We start from the raw sequence: 16,497 nt of genomic DNA on the forward strand, positions 1-16,497 counted from the left end.
GCTCCTGCGAATAAGCTCGATGCCATGGAACGGCTGGACCTGGAAGACAACTCCCCGGATATCGAAGTGCTGGAGGGGCAGATGTCGGTTGAGGAACTCCTCGCCGAGTTGGGTTTCGAGTGGCGGCCGGAGCCAGGGGCCGGGGGACGCGCGGACGAGGCTGCGACGGAGGATAGCTTCAGCCAGCCGGCGCTGTTCTGATAGGTCAGGCCTGCTCGCTGCCGCCCCTGAGCCCACCGCCACCCAGCGGGAATCAGGGCAGTGGGAAGACGCCGATGAACCAGAACAGCGCTGCCGCGAAGACTGCGAAAAACGGGGTCAGGCACCCCATAGCTGTCTTGGGGGCGGACGAGACCTGGAGCGACTCATGGGGGTTGGCGGGGTTATACGCCACCTCAATCAAGGACCCAGGCACCGGCCTGCTGGCGAAGGACACTTCGGATTCGCCTGCGAACAAGGTGCCGTGGGGGTCGGCGAACTGGTAGGTGGGAAAGAAGCGCCGGCTGCGGCTGGAACCGCCGCCGCCGTTGGTCCACCCGGAAATGCTGCCGGTGACGGTTGCCTGCACCCTTGGCCAGGCTGCAGTCAACTGCTCCCGGCGCTTGGTCTTGCCCGTGGCATGGATGAGGGCGAAAACGGCCGCCGCAACGAACAGCGCCCAGATGATGTACAAGATGATTCTCACGGTTTCCCCCGGTTCCGGTCATCAAGAAGTATGCCATTTGCACGTGCCGCCACGGCGCAGCGTTCCGGGCAGGCTCAGGCGGGGAGCCGGTACCCGCCGTCATGCAGTTCCGCCAGGCCATCGGTGAGCAGCCCTGCAAGGGCACGTTCCAGCTGCTCAGGAGCAGAATTCAACCTGCGCAGGACACCCAGCGGTACGCCAATCCCTTCCGGCGCGAAACCAAGGTCGGCCGGCTCCCGCTGGAACATCTCCGGCGGCACTGGCGCCTCGGCCTCGCGCAGCACGGCCATTACGGCTCCGCGCACCTGGCGGTCAGTTCCGTGCCAGGCCTGGCCCTTGGGGACGTACGACGGCGGAGGTTCACCGGCTGCGCGCCACGCACAGGAGTCGCTGACCGGGCAGTCGCTGCACTTGGGTGCCCGGGCTGTGCAGACGAGCGCCCCCAGCTCCATCACCGCAGCGTTCCAGCGCACGGAGGTGCCGTCGTCGTCCGGCAGGAGCTGGGCGGCGAGGCGCATTTCGGCGGCGGACAGCGCAGGGGCGGGGAGCGCAACTCCGGAAATAAGCCTGGCGTGGACACGCCTGATGTTCGTGTCCACCACCGTTTCGCGGCGACCATAGGCGAAAGCAGCCACTGCCGCGGCCGTATAACTGCCCACCCCGGGCAGAGCCAGCAGTTCAGCGTAGTTGGCCGGCACCTTGCCGGCGTGGTCCTGCACGATGGCCACTGCTGCCGCGTGCAGCCGCAGCGCACGGCGGGGGTAGCCCAGCCGGCCCCAGCAGCGCACTGCCTCACCGGCGGGTTCGCCCGCCAGGCCCGCGGGCGTGGGCCAGCGCTTCAGCCACTCCTGCCAGACGGGCAGCACCCGGACCACCGGCGTTTGCTGCAACATGATTTCGCTGACCAGCACACCCCAGGGCGAACATTCCGGCTTACGCCAGGGAAGGTCCCGGGCAATTTCCGCGAACCAGCTGTTGATGCGGCCGTGCAGCATCTGCAGTTCCGTCCCGGCGGGAAGAAGGGCGGGCGCAGCTATGGTGGGGGCTTGAGTGTCGATCCCAACACTGTAATTGATCCGGCTACTCGGCTGTAAACGGAATGTGACCAGAGCGTTGGCAGGGCGGCGGCGTGGTGGCCGGGCAGATCCGCGTCCGTTCTCTAGCCTAGAAGGATGGGCAGGCAAGGCGATTCAGCATCACGCGGCAGGGCGACGGCATCCGTTTCCAGTACGGTCCGTAAGCCGAGCCCTGCTGTGTACCGCCGGCGTCGGCTTTTCCTTGGCGCGGCGCTGCTGATGGTGATCGCGCTGGTGGCCGGGGGGTTCGCCCTGGCAGGGGCCTTCAGCGGCAAGTCCGAGCAGGCGTCGTCCACCGACCCTGCCGCCGGCGCGACGGCGTCGGCGGATCCATCCACGGAGGCATCGCCGTCCGCCTCGGCTCTGGAACCCACGCCAACACCATCAGCCACGCCCACCTGCAACCAGAACCTGGTCACAGTCTCGGCGTCCACGGACAAGGCCGCCTATGCGCCTGGGGAAAAGCCGATGCTAAGCCTCAAGGTAACCAACGGCGGCACAATGCCCTGCGAGGTCAACATCGGAACCTCCCAAATGGAGTACCTGGTGACCAGCGGCCCGGACCGTATCTTCTCGTCCCGGGATTGCCAGGCAAAGAGCGCGGACCTGGTAAAAATCATCGCGCCCGGCGCCAGCGAAACCGCCAACTTCCCGTGGTCCCGGAACCGCAGCGTTGAAGGCTGCCAGCCCGTGGAAGCCACACCCGGAGGCGGCGGGGCTTACTACATCTTCACGGCCAAACTGGGCTCAAGAGCCAGCCCCGAGGCTGTCTTCCAGTTGAACTGACGAGGTCCGGGGAAGCCCTACAGGAAACGGTCCAGCAGGCTTGCTTCGGCCATCCGGCTCAGGCCTTCCCGCACTGTCCGGGCTCGCTGGTCGCCGATGCCGTCCACGGTCATCAAATCATCGATGGTGGCTGCCATCAGGAACTGGAGCCCGCCGAAGTGGTCCACCAGCCGGTCCGCCACGGCCTTCGGAACTGCCTTCAGCCCCGAGAGCAAGCGGTAGCCGCGGGGCTGCACCACGGCATCCAGGTTCGCCTCGCCGCCCGCAAAGCCGACGATCCCCGAGATTTTGCCGAGGTCAATCAACTCGGTGGGCCCGAGGTTCACCAGGGCACTGACGGCTTTTTCAATGTCCTCAGGGGAGGCTTGAGGCGAGGCGTAATCGCGGATGATGACGTCGCTTCCGGGCCCGCGGCCCACGGTGAGCTCGTCAAGCTGGAGCGAGAGGAGGCGGCCGTCTTCTCCCAGTTCCAGGACGTACTGGGAGATCTCTTCCGAGATGCGGCGGACCATTTCCTGCCGCTGCAGGGTGACGGCCACATCCCGGACCGTCACCATCGCTTCAATCTCCAAGGCAGACAGCGAGCTGGTGACCTGGTCCAGGCGCGAGCGGTAGCGTTCGAGGGTGGCGAGGGCCTGGTTGGCGCGCGCCAAAACCTTCTCCGAGCCCTCCAGGACGTGGCGCAGCCCGTTGACGTACAGGGCGATGATCTGCATCGACTGGCTGACGGAGATGACGGGCACACCGGTCTGGATGGCAACCCGCTCTGCGGTGCGGTGGCGGGTGCCGGATTCCTGGGTTTCAATGCTGGAGTCCGGGACGAGCTGGACGGCCGCGCGGAGGATGTTGCCGGCGTCCTTGTCACAGATTATGGCGCCGTCCATCTTGGCAAGCTCGCGCAGGCGGGTGGGGGAGAAGTCGATGCCGATGTCGAAGCCACCCGAGCAGATGGAGTCTATGGTCCGGTCCGAGCCAAGTACGATCAGGGCGCCGGTCCGCCCCCGGAGGATGCGCTCAAGGCCGTCGCGGAGCGGCGTTCCGGGTGCCACCCTGCCCAAAGTTGCCCTCAGAGATTCTTCGGGGCTCCGCGCCATCAGGTGTTTCCCTTCAAAGGTGCGGACTGTCGCCCGCAGAAATGCCGGCTTTCACGCTTCGCCGGCAGGAACAAAAGTACTCATTTTCCCGCAAGCTCAATGATAGGGGCAAGAATGCCAACTTCCGCACGGGCAAGCCCTAAAGTACCCCGCGGGGGGACATGCCGAAGTGGGCCGGGAACGTGTTGGACGGCGGGTGGCCGGGTGGGTACTTTTGCTTCCGCTTCGTTTATTGGCCGCCGGCGGTTGCAGGAATATCTGCCGGAGTCAGTGGCTTGTCGCTACTGAACCGACGACCGCTTTATGCCCGCCGTGCCCGCAGTGCACGTCCCCATCGGAGCCAAATCACCTGGCCCGGGCGGGGCGCGGGAAGCACCAACCAGAAGGAGCACCATTGGATTTCGGCGCAGGAACAACAACGCTTACCCAGCGCACGGCTCTCGTAGTGGGGGCCACGGGAATTGCAGGGTCAGCCCTTGTGGACAATTTGGCCGCCGAAGGGTGGACCGTCCTCGCCCTGTCCCGCAACGCCGGGGCGGAGCGCCCCGGTGTCCGGTGGCTCTCCGCAGACCTGACCTCGGCTGCATCATTGGCAGCTGTGCTCGGGCCCGAAAACCCTTCGCATGTCTTCTTTACGGCATGGTCGCGGCGTGACACGGAGGAGGAGAACATCACCGTCAACGCCGGCATGGTCCGCGATCTCCTCGCTGCACTCCGCGGCAAGAATGTGGCCCACGTGGCCCTGATGACTGGTCTCAAGCACTACCTCGGACCCTTCGAGGCATACGCAGCCGGAGAGATGGCGGACACGCCATTCCACGAGGAGGAACCGCGCCTGCCGGTGCGGAACTTCTACTACGCGCAGGAGGATGAGCTGTGGGCCGCGGCGGCTGAGCAAGGGTTCACCTGGTCCGTCCACCGCGCGCACACGGTCATCGGGCACGCGGTGGGCAATGCCATGAACATGGGACTTACGCTCGCCGCGCAGGCGACCCTTTGCAGGGAAAACGGCGAGCCGTTCGTTTTTCCGGGATCCGAGATGCAGTGGAACGGCCTGACCGACATGACGGAAGCCGGCCTGCTCGCCGAACACATGATCTGGGCGGCCACCACACCGAAGGCCGCCAACGAGGCCTTCAACATCGTCAACGGCGATGTGTTCCGCTGGCGCTGGATGTGGCCGAAGCTCGCCGCCTACTTCGGTGTGGAGTGGGAGGGGTTCGAGGGGCAACCCCGCCCACTCGAACAGTCCATGTCAGGCCGGGAAGACCAGTGGAGGGAACTTGCCGGGCGCCATAACCTCAGCGAGCCGGACTTGGACCGGCTGGCGTCCTGGTGGCACACGGACAGCGACTTGGGACGCAACATCGAGGTAGTAACGGACATGGGCAAGAGCCGCGATGCCGGGTTCACCGGGTACCGGCGGACGTTTGACGCGTTCATCGCACTGTTTGACCGTTACCGGGCGGAGAACCTCATTCCCTGACCATGGCGCCAGGAGCCGGAGGACTGCCGGGAAATTGCAGGGAACGGGGACGGACATTGGCTGGGTGAAACGCCCTGCCGAAGCCGGTTGCAGCCCTGCGATAAACTGGAACTTGGCTGTTTGCCAGCCCGTTCCCCCGGTCCCCAGCCGCAGCGCCTGATGAGGCAGTGCCCGGGGTTGCCCAAACCGCAGCGAAAGTAGCACCGTGTCCCAAGATGTCCTTAGCCCCGCCCGGGTCCACGAGATTCACAAACAGGCGGCCCGGCGTCGGACCTTTGCTGTTATTTCGCACCCTGACGCCGGCAAGTCCACGCTGACTGAAGCGCTCGCCCTGCACGCGAAGGTGATTGGCACCGCCGGCGCCTCCAGCGGCAAGGCCAACCGCAAGGAAACCGTCTCGGACTGGATGCAGATGGAAAAGGACCGCGGCATCTCCATCAGCTCCGCGGCGCTGCAGTTCTCCTACCGGGACACCGTCATCAACCTCCTCGACACCCCCGGCCACGCAGACTTCTCCGAGGATACATACCGGGTGCTCGCCGCCGTCGACTGCGCAGTGATGCTCGTGGACGCCGCCAAGGGCCTGGAAACCCAGACCATGAAGCTGTTCGAAGTCTGCAAACAGCGGAACCTGCCCATCATCACCGTCATCAACAAGTGGGACCGGCCGGGCCTGGACGCGCTCGCCCTGATGGATGAGATCACCGAGCGCACCGGGCTGCAGCCCATGCCGCTGACCTGGGCCGTGGGCATCTCCGGCGACTTCCGCGGTGTCTGGGACCTGCGCAATGACCGATTCGCCCGCTTCCAGCGCAATAACGCCGGCGCGCAGATCGCCCTCACCGAGTACTTCACCCCGGAGGAAGCGGCCGAAAGCCAGGGCAGCAACTGGTCCGATGCCGTGGACGAGGCCGGTCTGGTCATCGAATCGAACCTGGAGTTCGACGTCGAAAGCTTCCACGCCGGCAAGGCCACCCCCATCCTGTTCAGCTCAGCCGCGCTCAACTTCGGTGTCAAGGAACTGCTGGACGCGCTGGTGGATTTCGCCCCGCCGGCAGCTCCGCGGCCGGATGTGGACGGCACTCCCCGTCCGGTGGCTTCCCCGTTCTCCGGCTTCGTCTTCAAGGTGCAGGCCGGCATGAACAAGGCCCATCGCGACCACGTGGCCTTCATCCGGGTCTGCTCCGGCGTCTTCGAGCGCGGCATGGTGGTCACCCAGACCCGCACCGGCAAATCGTTCGCCACGAAGTACGCGCAGCAGGTGTTCGGCCGCGAACGCGAAGTGATCGATGAGGCCTACCCGGGCGACGTGGTGGGCCTGGTGAACGCGTCCTCCCTGCGCGTGGGGGACAGCCTCTTCCTCGAGGACGCCGTGGAGTACCCGGCCATCCCGCTGTTCGCTCCGGAACACTTCCAGGTGGCCCGCTCCAAGGACCCCAGCAAGTTCAAGCAGTTCCGCCGCGGCATCGAGCAGTTGGAGCACGAGGGCGTTATCCAGGTGCTCCGCTCCGACGTCCGCGGGGACCAGGCGCCGGTGCTTGCCGCCGTCGGCCCCATGCAGTTCGAGGTGGTGGAGGACCGGATGGCGCACGACTTCAGCGCCCCCATGCGGCTGGAGCGCCTGCCTTACTCCATCGCCAGGATCTCGACGGCGGATGCCATGCCTGCGCTCGCAAACGTACCGGGCGCCGAGGTGCTGCTGCGGTCCGACGGCGAGTACCTCGCTTTGTTCAATGACGTTTGGGCCCTTCGCCGGATCGAAAAAAACCACCCGGACCTCACCCTCGTGCCCATCGGCACCCACAACCCCGCAAAGTAGGAACCGTGAACGCTGTTCAAGAAGGCGCGGTTCAACCGCGCGCGCTGGTCACTGGCGTAGGCACCATCAATCCGCTTGGCTCCTCAGTGGCCGAAACCTGGTCCGCGCTGGTGGCCGGGAAGTCCGGCATCGCACCGCTTGAGGACGCATGGGCGGAACAGTTGCCCGTGAAGATTGCCGGACGGGTCACCACTGACCTTTCCGCCCACCTCAGCACGCGCGAAATGAAGCGCATGGACCGCTGCGGACAGCTTGCGCTCATCGCCGCCCGCGAAGCCTGGAAACAGGCCGGCGCCCCTGAGGTGGACCCGGAACGCTTCGCCGTGGTGATCGGCTCCGCGTATGGCGGGCTCGGCTCCACCCTGGAGCAGGACCGGACCCTTGCAGAATCGGGTCCCCGCAAAGTCTCACCGCACACGCTTACCCGCCTCATGGTCAACGGTCCGGCGGCATGGGTCTCCATCGACCTCGGTGCCCGCGGCGGCGCCCGGACCCCTGTCAGCGCCTGCGCGTCCGGGGCCGAAGCGATTGTCCAGGCAGCCGAGATGATCCGCTCCGGCGCAGCCGACGTCGTTATTGCCGGCGGCGTTGACGCCTCGGTCAACGACCTGGTGATCACCGGCTTTTCCCAGATCCGCGCGCTGTCCACCCGGGCCGGTGATCCGCAGCGGGCATCACGCCCGTTCGACGGCGGCCGTGACGGGTTTGTCCTCGCGGAGGGCGCCGGCGTGGTGGTGCTGGAGAGCGAGGAGCACGCCCTCGCCCGCGGCGCAGCCGTGCTGGGTGCCGTGGCAGGCGGCGCGGTGACATCAGACGCGAACGACATTGTGGCCGCCGATCCTGCCATGCAGCGGCGGGTTATGCAGAAGGCGCTTGAGTCCGCCGGTTTGGCGGCCGAAGACATCGGGTTTGTGCATGCCCACGCCACCTCCACGCCTGTGGGGGACCGGCTGGAGGGCCAGGCAATCAATGCGATTTTCGGTCCGAACATTCCGGTTACGTCCACCAAGGGCCATACCGGCCACCTGCTGGGCGGCGCCGGTGCGCTCGCGGCGGTGGTGGTGGTTGAGGCCCTGCGTACCGGCATGCTCCCGGGAACACTCAACGTGCAGGAGCTTGACCCCGAGGTGGACCTTAACGTCGTCGCCGAAGACGTCCGCCAGCTCCAACCGGACAATGCCCCGGCGGGCCTGGTGAATGCCTTCGGTTTCGGCGGGCACAGCGTTGCCCTGGTAATTACCGGCTCGTAGCATAAAGCCCGGGCCAGTTCCTGGCCCGGGCTTTATGTGCTGACCGACGGGTTCCTACCCGGGCCTGCTGGGCGCTAAACCCGGCTCGGAACCGGTGCCTCCACTGGAACTTCGCGTGCCTCCGGCGCTGCATCTTGTGCACTGCGGCGTTCCTTCAGGAAGTACACCAGGCCCGCCGCGATGGTGGAGGCCGCGGCCAGCGCAAACAGGCCCGGGATGACGCTTCCGGTCTGCTCTTTGATGATGCCGAAGCCGAACGGGGCAACAAAGCCGCCCAGGTTGCCCAGCGAGTTGATGATGGCGATGGCCGGGGCAAGCACCAGTGGGTGCAGCCCGGACTGCGGGATGGTCCAGAACAGCGGGGAGGCGCTCTTGAAGCCCATGGCGGCAATGGCCAGGAATACCAGGGCCATGACCGGTGACGCGATGGCTGCCGCGAAGGTGCCAACTGCTGCGACCAGGAGTGCAACCACCAGCAGCGGGCGCTTGGACTTGGCCTTGTCCTGAAGCTTCGCGGCGAAGTACATGGCAAACACGGCGCAGACCCACGGGATGGAGGACAGGAAGCCGACGGTGAGGTCGGTGGTGCCGGGGATCTGCTTGATGATGCTGGGGAGCCAGAACGTGTTGGCGTAGATGGACAGCTGGATGGAGAAGTAGATGCCGCACAGCAGCAGGATCTGCGGGTTCAGGAGCATCTTCCAGCGGTTGATCTTGCCGCCGCCCGCTGTGATGTGCTGCGCGTCCTCGTCCGCAATCGCCTGGGACAGGGCGGTCTTTTCAGCTGCGGTGAGCCACTTGGCGTCCTTGATTTTGGCGTCCAGGAGGAAGAAAACGGTAAAACCCACAACTACGGACAGGGCGCCTTCGAAGCCGAAGAGCCACTGCCAGCCACGCAGCCCAAGGGCGCCGTGGAGGCTGAGCAGCATCCCGGCGATGGGGCCCGACAGTGCGGCGGCGATGGACGAGCCCGCAATGAAGATGGCCGTGGCCTTGCCGCGCTGGCCTGCAGGAACCCAGCGGGCGAAGTAGAAGATGACGGCGGGGAAGAAGCCGGCCTCTGCGGCACCCAGCAGGAAGCGCAGCACATAGAACATGGTCTCGTTCTGGACGAACGCCATCAGGAAGGAGACGATGCCCCAGCTGACCATGATGCGGGCCAGCCACACCTTGGCGCCGTACTTCTCCATCATCACATTGCTGGGCAGTTCGAAGATGGCGTAGGCAATGAAGAACAGCCCTGCGCCGAAGCCGTAGGCGGCGGCGCCGATGCCCACGTCAGCCTGGAGGTGGTCCTGGGCGTAGCCGATGTTGGAGCGGTTCAGCTGGTTGCAGACCAGCATGACCAGCATGATGGGCAGCACGCGCTTGAAGAACTTTCTCGTGGCTGTGGCCACATCCGAGACAGCATTGTCCACAGACATCATTAAAAATTTCCTTTGGGATAGAGATTGCGGGCCGGCTGTGGGGCGGGGAATATGTGGGGCCTGCCACAGCGACCCTCCTACTTTAGGGTGCCGGTGTGATGCACGTCCAACACGCCTTGGGCATCGCTTTATGCCCTGCGGGCATGGCCCCGGCAGCCTGCGGCGGAAACGCCCGCGGCCCCTTCCACGCTGCGGTTGCAGGGCGGAAGGGGCCGCAGGTAATGCCTCGGCGGACTGACTACCGGACCAGGCAGGGCCGCTTGGGGTCGAAGGACCAGCCGTCAACGTAGTACTGCATGCCGATGCTGTCGTCGCGGGCGTCCAGGCCGTGCTCCAGGTACAGCTGGTGCGCCTTGCCCAGGGCGTCGCGGTCCAGCTCGATGCCCAGGCCGGCGGCTGCCGGCACCTCGATGGCGCCGTCCTTGATCTGCAGGGGATTCCTGGTCAGGCCCTGGCCGTCCTGCCAGATCCAGTGGGTGTCCAGGGCCGTGATCTCGCCGGGAGCCGCGGCGCCGGTGTGCGTGAACATGGCCAGCGAAATGTCGAAGTGGTTGTTCGAGTGCGAGCCCCAGGTGAGGCCGAACTCGTGGCACATCTGCGCCACCCGGACTGAGCCGTGCATGGTCCAGAAGTGCGGGTCGGCCAGCGGAATGTCCACGGCGTTGCTGCGGATGGCGTGGGACATTTCCCGCCAGTCAGTGGCGATCATGTTCGTGGCCGTCTTCAGCCCGGTGGCGCGGCGAAATTCCGCCATTACTTCGCGGCCTGAGAAGCGCCCTTCGGCACCGCACGGGTCCTCTGCGTAGGCCACCACGCCCTGCATCCGCTTGCCGAGCCTGATCGCCTCCTCCAGGAGCCAGCCGCCGTTCGGGTCCAGCGTCACCCGCGCCTCCGGGAAACGCTTGGCCAGCGCCGTCACCACGTCAACCTCGTCGTCGCCGGCCAGCACGCCGCCCTTAAGCTTGAAGTCGCTGAAGCCGTAGCGTTCCTGTGCAGCTTCCGCCAGCGCGACGACGGCTTCCGGAGTCATGGCCTCCTGGCGCCGGAGCTCCTCCCAGCGGTCCGCCGGCGCGTCCTCCACGAGGTAGGGCAGGTCGGTCCGCTGGTGGTCGCCAACGAAGAAGAGGTAGCCCAGCATGGGCACGGACGTGCGCTGCTGCCCGTCGCCGAGCAGTTCAGCCACGGGGACGCCCAGGAACTGCCCGTGCAAATCCAGCAGGGCTGACTCGACGGCGGTCACGGCGTGGACCGTGGTGCGCAGGTCGAAGGTCTGCAGGCCGCGGCCGCCGGCGTCGCGGTCGGCGAACTCCGCGGCAACCTCGCGCAGGAGCGAGCGGTAGCGGGCCACCGGCTTGCCGCTGATCAGCGCGCCGGCTTCCTCGATGGTGGTGCGGATCTTCTCGCCACCGGGGACCTCGCCGAGGCCGGTGCGGCCCTCCGAGTCGGTAATGATGACGATGTTGCGGGTGAAGAAGGGGCCGTGCGCGCCGCTGAGGTTCATCAGCATGCTGTCGTACCCGGCGACGGGAACAACCTCGACGCCGGCGATGGTGGGCCGGTTGCTCATGCGCTGACCTCTGCCTTTGCTGCTGCGGGAACCACGTCGCCGTTGATACGGCGGTTGAGGTGCCACGGGTTGGTGTCCTGCAAGGAGGCAGGCAGGAGTTCCTGGGGGATGTTCTGGTAGGCGACCGGGCGGAGGAAGCGGTTGATCGCGAGGGTTCCCACGGAGGTGGTGCGGGTGTCGGAGGTGGCGGGGAAGGGGCCGCCGTGGACCATGGCATGGCCTACTTCGACGCCGGTGGGCCAGCCGTTAACGATGATGCGGCCCACTTTCTGTTCGAGAACGGGGATCAGGGGAGCCGCCGTCGGGTAGTCCGCTTCGGTGAGCTGCAGCGAGGCGGTCAGCTGGCCTTCGATGCGGGCGGCGGCCTGGAGCAGGTCCTCCATGGAGGAGTAGCGGATCACCAGGGACGCGGCACCGAAGATTTCCTCGTGCAGGACGTGGTTGTTCACAAACTGGGTCACGCCGGTGCCGAAGATGGCCGGCCCCGGGGCGTTCCTGGTTTCCCCCGGGGTGCCTTGGCCGAGAAGTTCGACGCCTTCGGCCTTGCCGAGTGCTTCGGTTCCGGTGTTCCAGGACGTGGCGATGCCTTCGGTGAGCATGGTCTGCCCGGCGCACGCTGCGACGGCGCGTCCGACGGCGGCAGCAAGTTTGTCGCCCAGTTCGCCTTCGGGGGCGAAGAGCAGGCCGGGGGACGTGCACAGCTGGCCTGAGCTGCCGGTGACGGCGGTGACGTACTGCTGCGCAAGGGCGTCGATGTCACCCTTGAGTGCGCCTTCGAACACGAAGACCGGGTTCAGTGAGGACATTTCCGCGTAGACGGGAATCGGCTCAGGGCGGGCGCCGGCGGTGCGCATCAGGGCGACGCCGGCGGCCTGGGAGCCGGTGAAGCCGACGGCTTTGATGACGGGGTCGGAAACGAGGGCCTGCCCGATGCTCGCGCCGGGGCCGTAGATCAGGGAGAACACACCAGGGTGCAGGCCGGTGTCCTTGACGGCTTTGGCGATTGCCTGGCCCACGAGTTCGCTGGTGCCGGGGTGGGCGTTGTGGGCCTTGAAGACCACGGGGCAGCCTGCGGCGAGAGCGGAGGCAGTGTCTCCACCCGCCGTCGAGAAGGCAAGCGGGAAGTTGCTGGCCCCGAACACGGCGACCGGGCCGAGGGGGATCTGGCGCTGGCGGATGTCGGCGCGGGGCAGCGGAGTGCGGTCGGGGATGGCGGGATCGATGCGGACGCCGCGGAAGTCGCCCTGCCGGACCACGTTCGCGAAGAGCCGCAACTGGCCTGTGGTGCGGGCACGTTCGCCCTGGAGCCGGGCCGCGGGCAGGCCGGTTTCCTGGCCGGCGCGGACGAGGAGTTCATCGCCGATGGCCTCGATGTTGTCCGCGATGGCTTCGAGGAAGGCAGCGTGGGTGTCAGGGTCAAGGGTGCTGAACGACGCGAAGGCCTCCGACGCAGCCGTAGTAGCCTGCTTGAGCTGGCCTTCGGTGAGCAGGGTGTAGGCCGGCTCGAGCGCCTCGTTGCTGGCCGGGTTGAAGCCGAAAGTGGTCTTGCCTTGGCCAACAACAGGCTGGCCGGCAATCAGGGAATGTCCGGTGAGGGTCATGGATTCCTCCTGTGTCTGGGACGGTTAGGAAACGCGGGCGATGAGGGCTTTGAGGTCTGCGAGGTCCTGCTCGGCGAGGTTCTGAAGCGGCGGGCGGACCGGACCTGCGGAGCGGCCGATTGCGTCCAGGCCGCCCTTGACGATGGAGACAGAGTAGCCCTTCACGCGGTCGCGGATGTCCAGGTACGGGATCACGAAGTCATTGAGCTTCTTGTTCACAGCCACGCGGTCGTTGTTGCGGACATCCTGGTAGAAGTCGAGGGCGAACTGCGGGACGAAGTTGTACATGGCGCTGGAGTAGGTGCTCATGCCAAGCTGCAGCAGCGGCAGCGCGAAAGTTTCCGCGGTGGGCAGGCCGCCCAGGTAGAAGAGCCGGTCGCCCAGCTTGGCGTAAACGCGGGCGTCGTGCTCGAGGTCGCCCACCCCGTCCTTGAAGCCGATGAGGTTTTCGTGGCGGTCGGCCAGGGTGGCCACGGTGGTGTCCTTGTAGATGGCGTTGGCGCGGTTGTAGATGATCACGCCGAGGGAGGTGGCGCTGCAGATGGCGCTGACATGCTCAACCAGGCCGCCCTGGTCCGCTTCGGTGAGGTACGGCGGGAGCAGCAGGAGGCCGTCCGCGCCGGCTGCTTCCGCAGCTTTGGCATTCTCGATGGCCTGGGCGGTGGAGCCGCCTGCGGACGCCAGGACAGGAACCTGGTTGCCCACTTCCTCGACGGCGGTGCGCACTACGCGCTCTGACTCGGCCGGAGTGAGCGAGAAACCCTCACCGGTACCGCCGGCCGCGAACAGGCCGGCCACCGGGAAGCTTGCCTGCCACGCCAGGTGCTTGCGGTAGTTCTCCTCGTCGAACTGCAGCTCTGCGTCGAACGAGGTGACAGGGAAGGACAGCAGGCCTTCCTTGAGGGTGTCCGCCAGTTCCTGGGGTGAGTACTTTGCCACGGTGTGGTCCTCCGGTGTGTGTGCCGCGGGCGGCGGGCTGATGATTCCTTTCCAGACTAGGAGGGCAAATTATGCCTGTCCAAGTGCTTTTTTGAATGTATTGATACCCTCCGGGCATGGTCCTTGCCGCGCAGACTTCATTCCATCGAGAACATAAGGTCACGCAGCAGGCGGGCCAGCGCGGGGTTGGTGATCCTGCGGTTCCAGATCGCATGCAGTTCCACCTGCTCCCCGTCGCCTGCCACGAGTGGCAGGAACTCGACGCCCTTGATGCCCAGCAGGGTGGCCGAGTGCGGCACAAAGGCCACCCCCCGCTTGGCCGCTACCAGCGACACCATCGTTAGGATCTGGCTCACGGTGTGCACCACATTCGCGTGCCGTATGGGGAGCATCCTGATCACCAGGTCGTAGAAATAGCGGGCCTGGGTTGGCGAGTGCATGATCAACGGTTCCACCTTGAAGTCTTCCGGCGAGATATCCCGCGCCAGCAGTGTCAAGGGGTGGCCGGACGGGACGGCCAGCACCATGGACTCGCGGTAGAGCAGATGGGAGTCGAAGGTCTCCTTGTCGAACGGAGGGCGGGCCAGGCCCAAATCAAGTTCGCCGGTCAGCAGGCCGTGGAGCTGATCTCCAGTGACCAGTTCCTGCAGGTCCACATCCACCTCTGGAATGATCGCCGAGAGCTCCTCCAGCAGCGGGCCCAGGATGCTGAAGCCGCTGGCAGCAGTAAACCCGATACGCAGCAGGCCGGAGCGTCCCGAGGCGATCCGCCGGGCGGTCACCGGGGCGCGTTCGGCCAGCGCCATCAACCGGCGGGCCTCCTCCAGGAACGTCTGCCCCGCGTGCGTCAGTTCGACTTTCCTGTTGTCCCGTTCAAGCAGCTCAACCCCGACGGTCTTCTCCAGCTTTTGAATCTGGCGGCTCAGCGGGGGCTGGGTCATGTTCAACCGCTCCGCCGCCCGCCCGAAGTGAAGCTCCTCGGCCACTGCAATGAAGCCGGCCAGCTGGTCAAAAGTAAACATGATGCCTTCCAGGTATCAAATGATGCAGATTTGGGCTTAGACATGCATCATAACCACTCCCTACACTCGACAAAGCGAACGGGGTGACCCGCTTCACAGATGTTCCGGGCCCCAACGCCCGCCGTGCCAACTAGGAGTACCAATGATGCACTTCCCCACACGCCGAGCCATTCTCGGAGCGGCGTCCGCCGTCACGCTGTTGGCGCTGACGGCTTGCGGCAATGTCGCCGGCGGCGGCACGGCCGATTCCGCTAAATACCCGTCCGGTCCCGTCAACCTCTCAGTAGGCCAGGCTGCCGGCGGCAGTACCGACCTCATCGCCCGCGCCCTCGCCGAGGGTGCTTCCAAGACCCTCGGCCAGCCGATGCCCGTGGTCAACAAGCCCGGCGCCAACGGCGCCCTGGCAACCAAGGAAGTGGCCGGCAAACCCGCTGACGGCCAAGAGCTGGTCCTGCTGACCGCCTCCCTCATTACCATCACCCCGTTGGCAGTGACACCGGATGAGGCCGTCAACATCGACGACCTGGATATCATCGCCGGACTCTCCCAAGACGACTACGTCCTGGTGGCCAGCGCCGAGTCAGGCTTCAAGAGCTTCAAGGACGTGACCGATGCCGGCCGCAGCGTCACGTTCGGCACCACCGGTGTTGGCACCGGAAGCCAGCTGGCCCAGACGGTGCTCTTTAAGCAGGCCAAAGTCACCGGCACGGACATCCCCTTTGACAGCGGCAAGCCTGCCCTGACGGCCGTCCTGGGCAACCAGGTGGAGCTCGCCACCATTCAGCTCGGCGAAGCCATGCCGCAGATCCAGGCAGGGAAGGTGTCCCCGCTCCTGGTCTTTTCCGAGGAACGCAACAGCTTCCTGAAGGACACCCCGACGGCGAAGGAAGCAGGCTATGACGTTCCCGTGGCCCAGTACCGGGCCGTGGCCGCGCCCAAGGGCACGCCGCAGGACGTCAAGGACAAGCTCCTCGCCGCGTTCCAGGAAACCTTCAAGTCGGACGCCTACAAGGAGTTCAACGAGAAAAACATGCTGACTCCCAAGGAGATCTCCGGGGAGGAAGTAGTCACTGAGTGGAAGGGCTACGCCGCTAAGTACAAGGAACTGGTGGAGAAGTACGACATCAGCCTGAGCGGAAATAAGTGATTCCTGTGAAAGGAACCCCCGCAGGACCCGCCGGAGGCAGCAGCGATACTGCTGCCTCCGGCGGGGACGCCCCGCAGTCCCTCCCGGACGAAGTCCTGGACGACCTGACGCCGGAGCAGCTGGCAGCCCAGTGGGAGGAGGAAAAGCCTCCCGCAGCCGGCGCTCTCGCCAACGCTGCTTCGTCGTTGGTGGTTCTCGGCGTCGGCATTGCTGCAGCCGTTCTTTCAATGGCCATGGGGCTGGGCACCCCGGCCACCCCGCAGCCCGGCCTGTGGCCGTTCATCATCAGCTGCGTCATGGTGGCCCTGGGAGTGTTCCAGCTGATTGCCGGCCGCCACAACCGGGACGCGGAAAAGTTCACGCGAATGTCCACCGCGCCGCTGACCGGCCTGGTGACCCTCGCTGCGATGGTGGCCCTGATGCCGCTGATCGGCTTTGAACTGCCTGCCCTGGCGCTGTGCGTCATCTGGATGCGCTTCCTCGGCGGTGAAACCTGGCGCTCCACCCTGGTGGTCAGCGCGAGCGTCGTTATTGGTTTTTATGCCATCTTCGTCCTCGCCTTGAACACCTCTATTCCCCACCTCTTCTAGGAGACCTT

Annotated in this window: 15 protein-coding genes; 7 read left to right on the top strand and 8 right to left on the bottom strand. The window is 65.8% G+C overall.

Annotation, left to right across the window (positions count from 1 at the left end; translation table 11 throughout):
- The first annotated feature begins 24 nt into the window (after positions 1-24).
- Positions 25-201, top strand: a complete 177-nt coding sequence (locus M1E07_RS02795; RefSeq protein WP_461188783.1) for a hypothetical protein — start codon at positions 25-27, stop codon at positions 199-201.
- A 52-nt stretch (positions 202-253) separates the two neighbouring features.
- On the opposite strand, the gene M1E07_RS02800 is transcribed toward M1E07_RS02795, so the two are convergent.
- Complete coding sequence (locus tag M1E07_RS02800; RefSeq protein WP_461188784.1) at positions 254-685, bottom strand: DUF3592 domain-containing protein; 432 nt, start codon at positions 683-685, stop codon at positions 254-256.
- A gap of 74 nt (positions 686-759) precedes the next feature.
- On the bottom strand, positions 760-1,680 hold the full coding sequence (locus M1E07_RS02805; RefSeq protein WP_461188785.1) for an HhH-GPD family protein: 921 nt from the start codon (positions 1,678-1,680) through the stop codon (positions 760-762).
- 177 nt (positions 1,681-1,857) lie between these two features.
- Here M1E07_RS02805 and M1E07_RS02810 point away from each other — a divergent pair, with 177 nt between their 5' ends.
- Positions 1,858-2,547, top strand: a complete 690-nt coding sequence (locus M1E07_RS02810) for a hypothetical protein (protein ID WP_461188786.1) — start codon at positions 1,858-1,860, stop codon at positions 2,545-2,547.
- Between the two features lie 17 nt (positions 2,548-2,564).
- Here the strand turns inward: M1E07_RS02810 and disA are convergent, their stop codons facing one another.
- The gene (gene disA, locus M1E07_RS02815) at positions 2,565-3,641 is read right to left on the bottom strand and encodes a DNA integrity scanning diadenylate cyclase DisA (protein ID WP_461188787.1); all 1,077 of its coding nucleotides are present in this window, start codon (positions 3,639-3,641) and stop codon (positions 2,565-2,567) included.
- A gap of 394 nt (positions 3,642-4,035) precedes the next feature.
- Between disA and M1E07_RS02820 the strand changes: the two genes are divergently transcribed.
- The 3 genes from M1E07_RS02820 to M1E07_RS02830 all read left to right on the top strand — a co-directional run bounded on the left by M1E07_RS02820 (position 4,036) and on the right by M1E07_RS02830 (position 8,196).
- Complete coding sequence (locus M1E07_RS02820) at positions 4,036-5,127, top strand: SDR family oxidoreductase (RefSeq protein WP_461188788.1); 1,092 nt, start codon at positions 4,036-4,038, stop codon at positions 5,125-5,127.
- A 205-nt stretch (positions 5,128-5,332) separates the two neighbouring features.
- Complete coding sequence (locus M1E07_RS02825; protein ID WP_461188789.1) at positions 5,333-6,946, top strand: peptide chain release factor 3; 1,614 nt, start codon at positions 5,333-5,335, stop codon at positions 6,944-6,946.
- Positions 6,947-6,951: 5 nt separating this feature from the next.
- Positions 6,952-8,196: a beta-ketoacyl-[acyl-carrier-protein] synthase family protein gene (locus M1E07_RS02830; RefSeq protein WP_461188790.1), complete on the top strand. Its 1,245-nt coding sequence runs from the start codon at positions 6,952-6,954 to the stop codon at positions 8,194-8,196.
- Between the two features lie 74 nt (positions 8,197-8,270).
- Here M1E07_RS02830 and M1E07_RS02835 read toward each other — a convergent pair whose 3' ends face one another.
- The 5 genes from M1E07_RS02835 to M1E07_RS02855 all read right to left on the bottom strand — a co-directional run bounded on the left by M1E07_RS02835 (position 8,271) and on the right by M1E07_RS02855 (position 14,752).
- Entirely contained in the window at positions 8,271-9,623 is a 1,353-nt protein-coding gene (locus M1E07_RS02835; RefSeq protein ID WP_461188791.1) for an MFS transporter, read from the bottom strand.
- Between the two features lie 238 nt (positions 9,624-9,861).
- Positions 9,862-11,190: an enolase C-terminal domain-like protein gene (locus M1E07_RS02840; RefSeq protein WP_461188792.1), complete on the bottom strand. Its 1,329-nt coding sequence runs from the start codon at positions 11,188-11,190 to the stop codon at positions 9,862-9,864.
- Positions 11,187-12,791 (bottom strand): aldehyde dehydrogenase (NADP(+)), encoded by a 1,605-nt coding sequence (locus tag M1E07_RS02845; RefSeq protein ID WP_461188793.1) that lies wholly within the window; start codon positions 12,789-12,791, stop codon positions 11,187-11,189. Before M1E07_RS02845 ends, M1E07_RS02840 begins: the two co-directional genes overlap by 4 nt.
- 24 nt (positions 12,792-12,815) lie before the next feature.
- Complete coding sequence (kdgD, locus tag M1E07_RS02850) at positions 12,816-13,730, bottom strand: 5-dehydro-4-deoxyglucarate dehydratase (RefSeq protein ID WP_461188794.1); 915 nt, start codon at positions 13,728-13,730, stop codon at positions 12,816-12,818.
- Positions 13,731-13,867: 137 nt separating this feature from the next.
- The gene (locus tag M1E07_RS02855) at positions 13,868-14,752 is read right to left on the bottom strand and encodes a LysR substrate-binding domain-containing protein (RefSeq protein ID WP_461188795.1); all 885 of its coding nucleotides are present in this window, start codon (positions 14,750-14,752) and stop codon (positions 13,868-13,870) included.
- Positions 14,753-14,894: 142 nt separating this feature from the next.
- Here M1E07_RS02855 and M1E07_RS02860 point away from each other — a divergent pair, with 142 nt between their 5' ends.
- Both M1E07_RS02860 and M1E07_RS02865 read left to right on the top strand, forming a co-directional pair.
- The gene (locus M1E07_RS02860) at positions 14,895-15,899 is read left to right on the top strand and encodes a Bug family tripartite tricarboxylate transporter substrate binding protein (protein WP_461188796.1); all 1,005 of its coding nucleotides are present in this window, start codon (positions 14,895-14,897) and stop codon (positions 15,897-15,899) included.
- 5 nt (positions 15,900-15,904) lie between these two features.
- Positions 15,905-16,489, top strand: coding sequence for a tripartite tricarboxylate transporter TctB family protein (locus M1E07_RS02865; protein WP_461188797.1), 585 nt, complete (start codon positions 15,905-15,907; stop codon positions 16,487-16,489).
- The last annotated feature ends 8 nt before the right edge of the window (positions 16,490-16,497 follow it).

The organism is Arthrobacter sp. Z4-13 (assembly GCF_054792705.1).

What these genes read in the sequence shown, in the direction of transcription:
- M1E07_RS02860 (WP_461188796.1), top strand. Translation starts at nt 14,895, where the DNA reads ATGATGCACTTCCCCACACGCCGAGCCATTCTCGGAGCGGCGTCCGCC.
- M1E07_RS02810 (WP_461188786.1), top strand. Translation starts at nt 1,858, where the DNA reads ATGGGCAGGCAAGGCGATTCAGCATCACGCGGCAGGGCGACGGCATCC.
- M1E07_RS02805 (WP_461188785.1), bottom strand. Translation starts at nt 1,680, where the DNA reads ATGCTGCACGGCCGCATCAACAGCTGGTTCGCGGAAATTGCCCGGGAC.
- M1E07_RS02855 (WP_461188795.1), bottom strand. Translation starts at nt 14,752, where the DNA reads ATGTTTACTTTTGACCAGCTGGCCGGCTTCATTGCAGTGGCCGAGGAG.
- M1E07_RS02845 (WP_461188793.1), bottom strand. Translation starts at nt 12,791, where the DNA reads ATGACCCTCACCGGACATTCCCTGATTGCCGGCCAGCCTGTTGTTGGC.
- disA (WP_461188787.1), bottom strand. Translation starts at nt 3,641, where the DNA reads ATGGCGCGGAGCCCCGAAGAATCTCTGAGGGCAACTTTGGGCAGGGTG.
- M1E07_RS02840 (WP_461188792.1), bottom strand. Translation starts at nt 11,190, where the DNA reads ATGAGCAACCGGCCCACCATCGCCGGCGTCGAGGTTGTTCCCGTCGCC.
- M1E07_RS02795 (WP_461188783.1), top strand. Translation starts at nt 25, where the DNA reads ATGGAACGGCTGGACCTGGAAGACAACTCCCCGGATATCGAAGTGCTG.
- M1E07_RS02835 (WP_461188791.1), bottom strand. Translation starts at nt 9,623, where the DNA reads ATGATGTCTGTGGACAATGCTGTCTCGGATGTGGCCACAGCCACGAGA.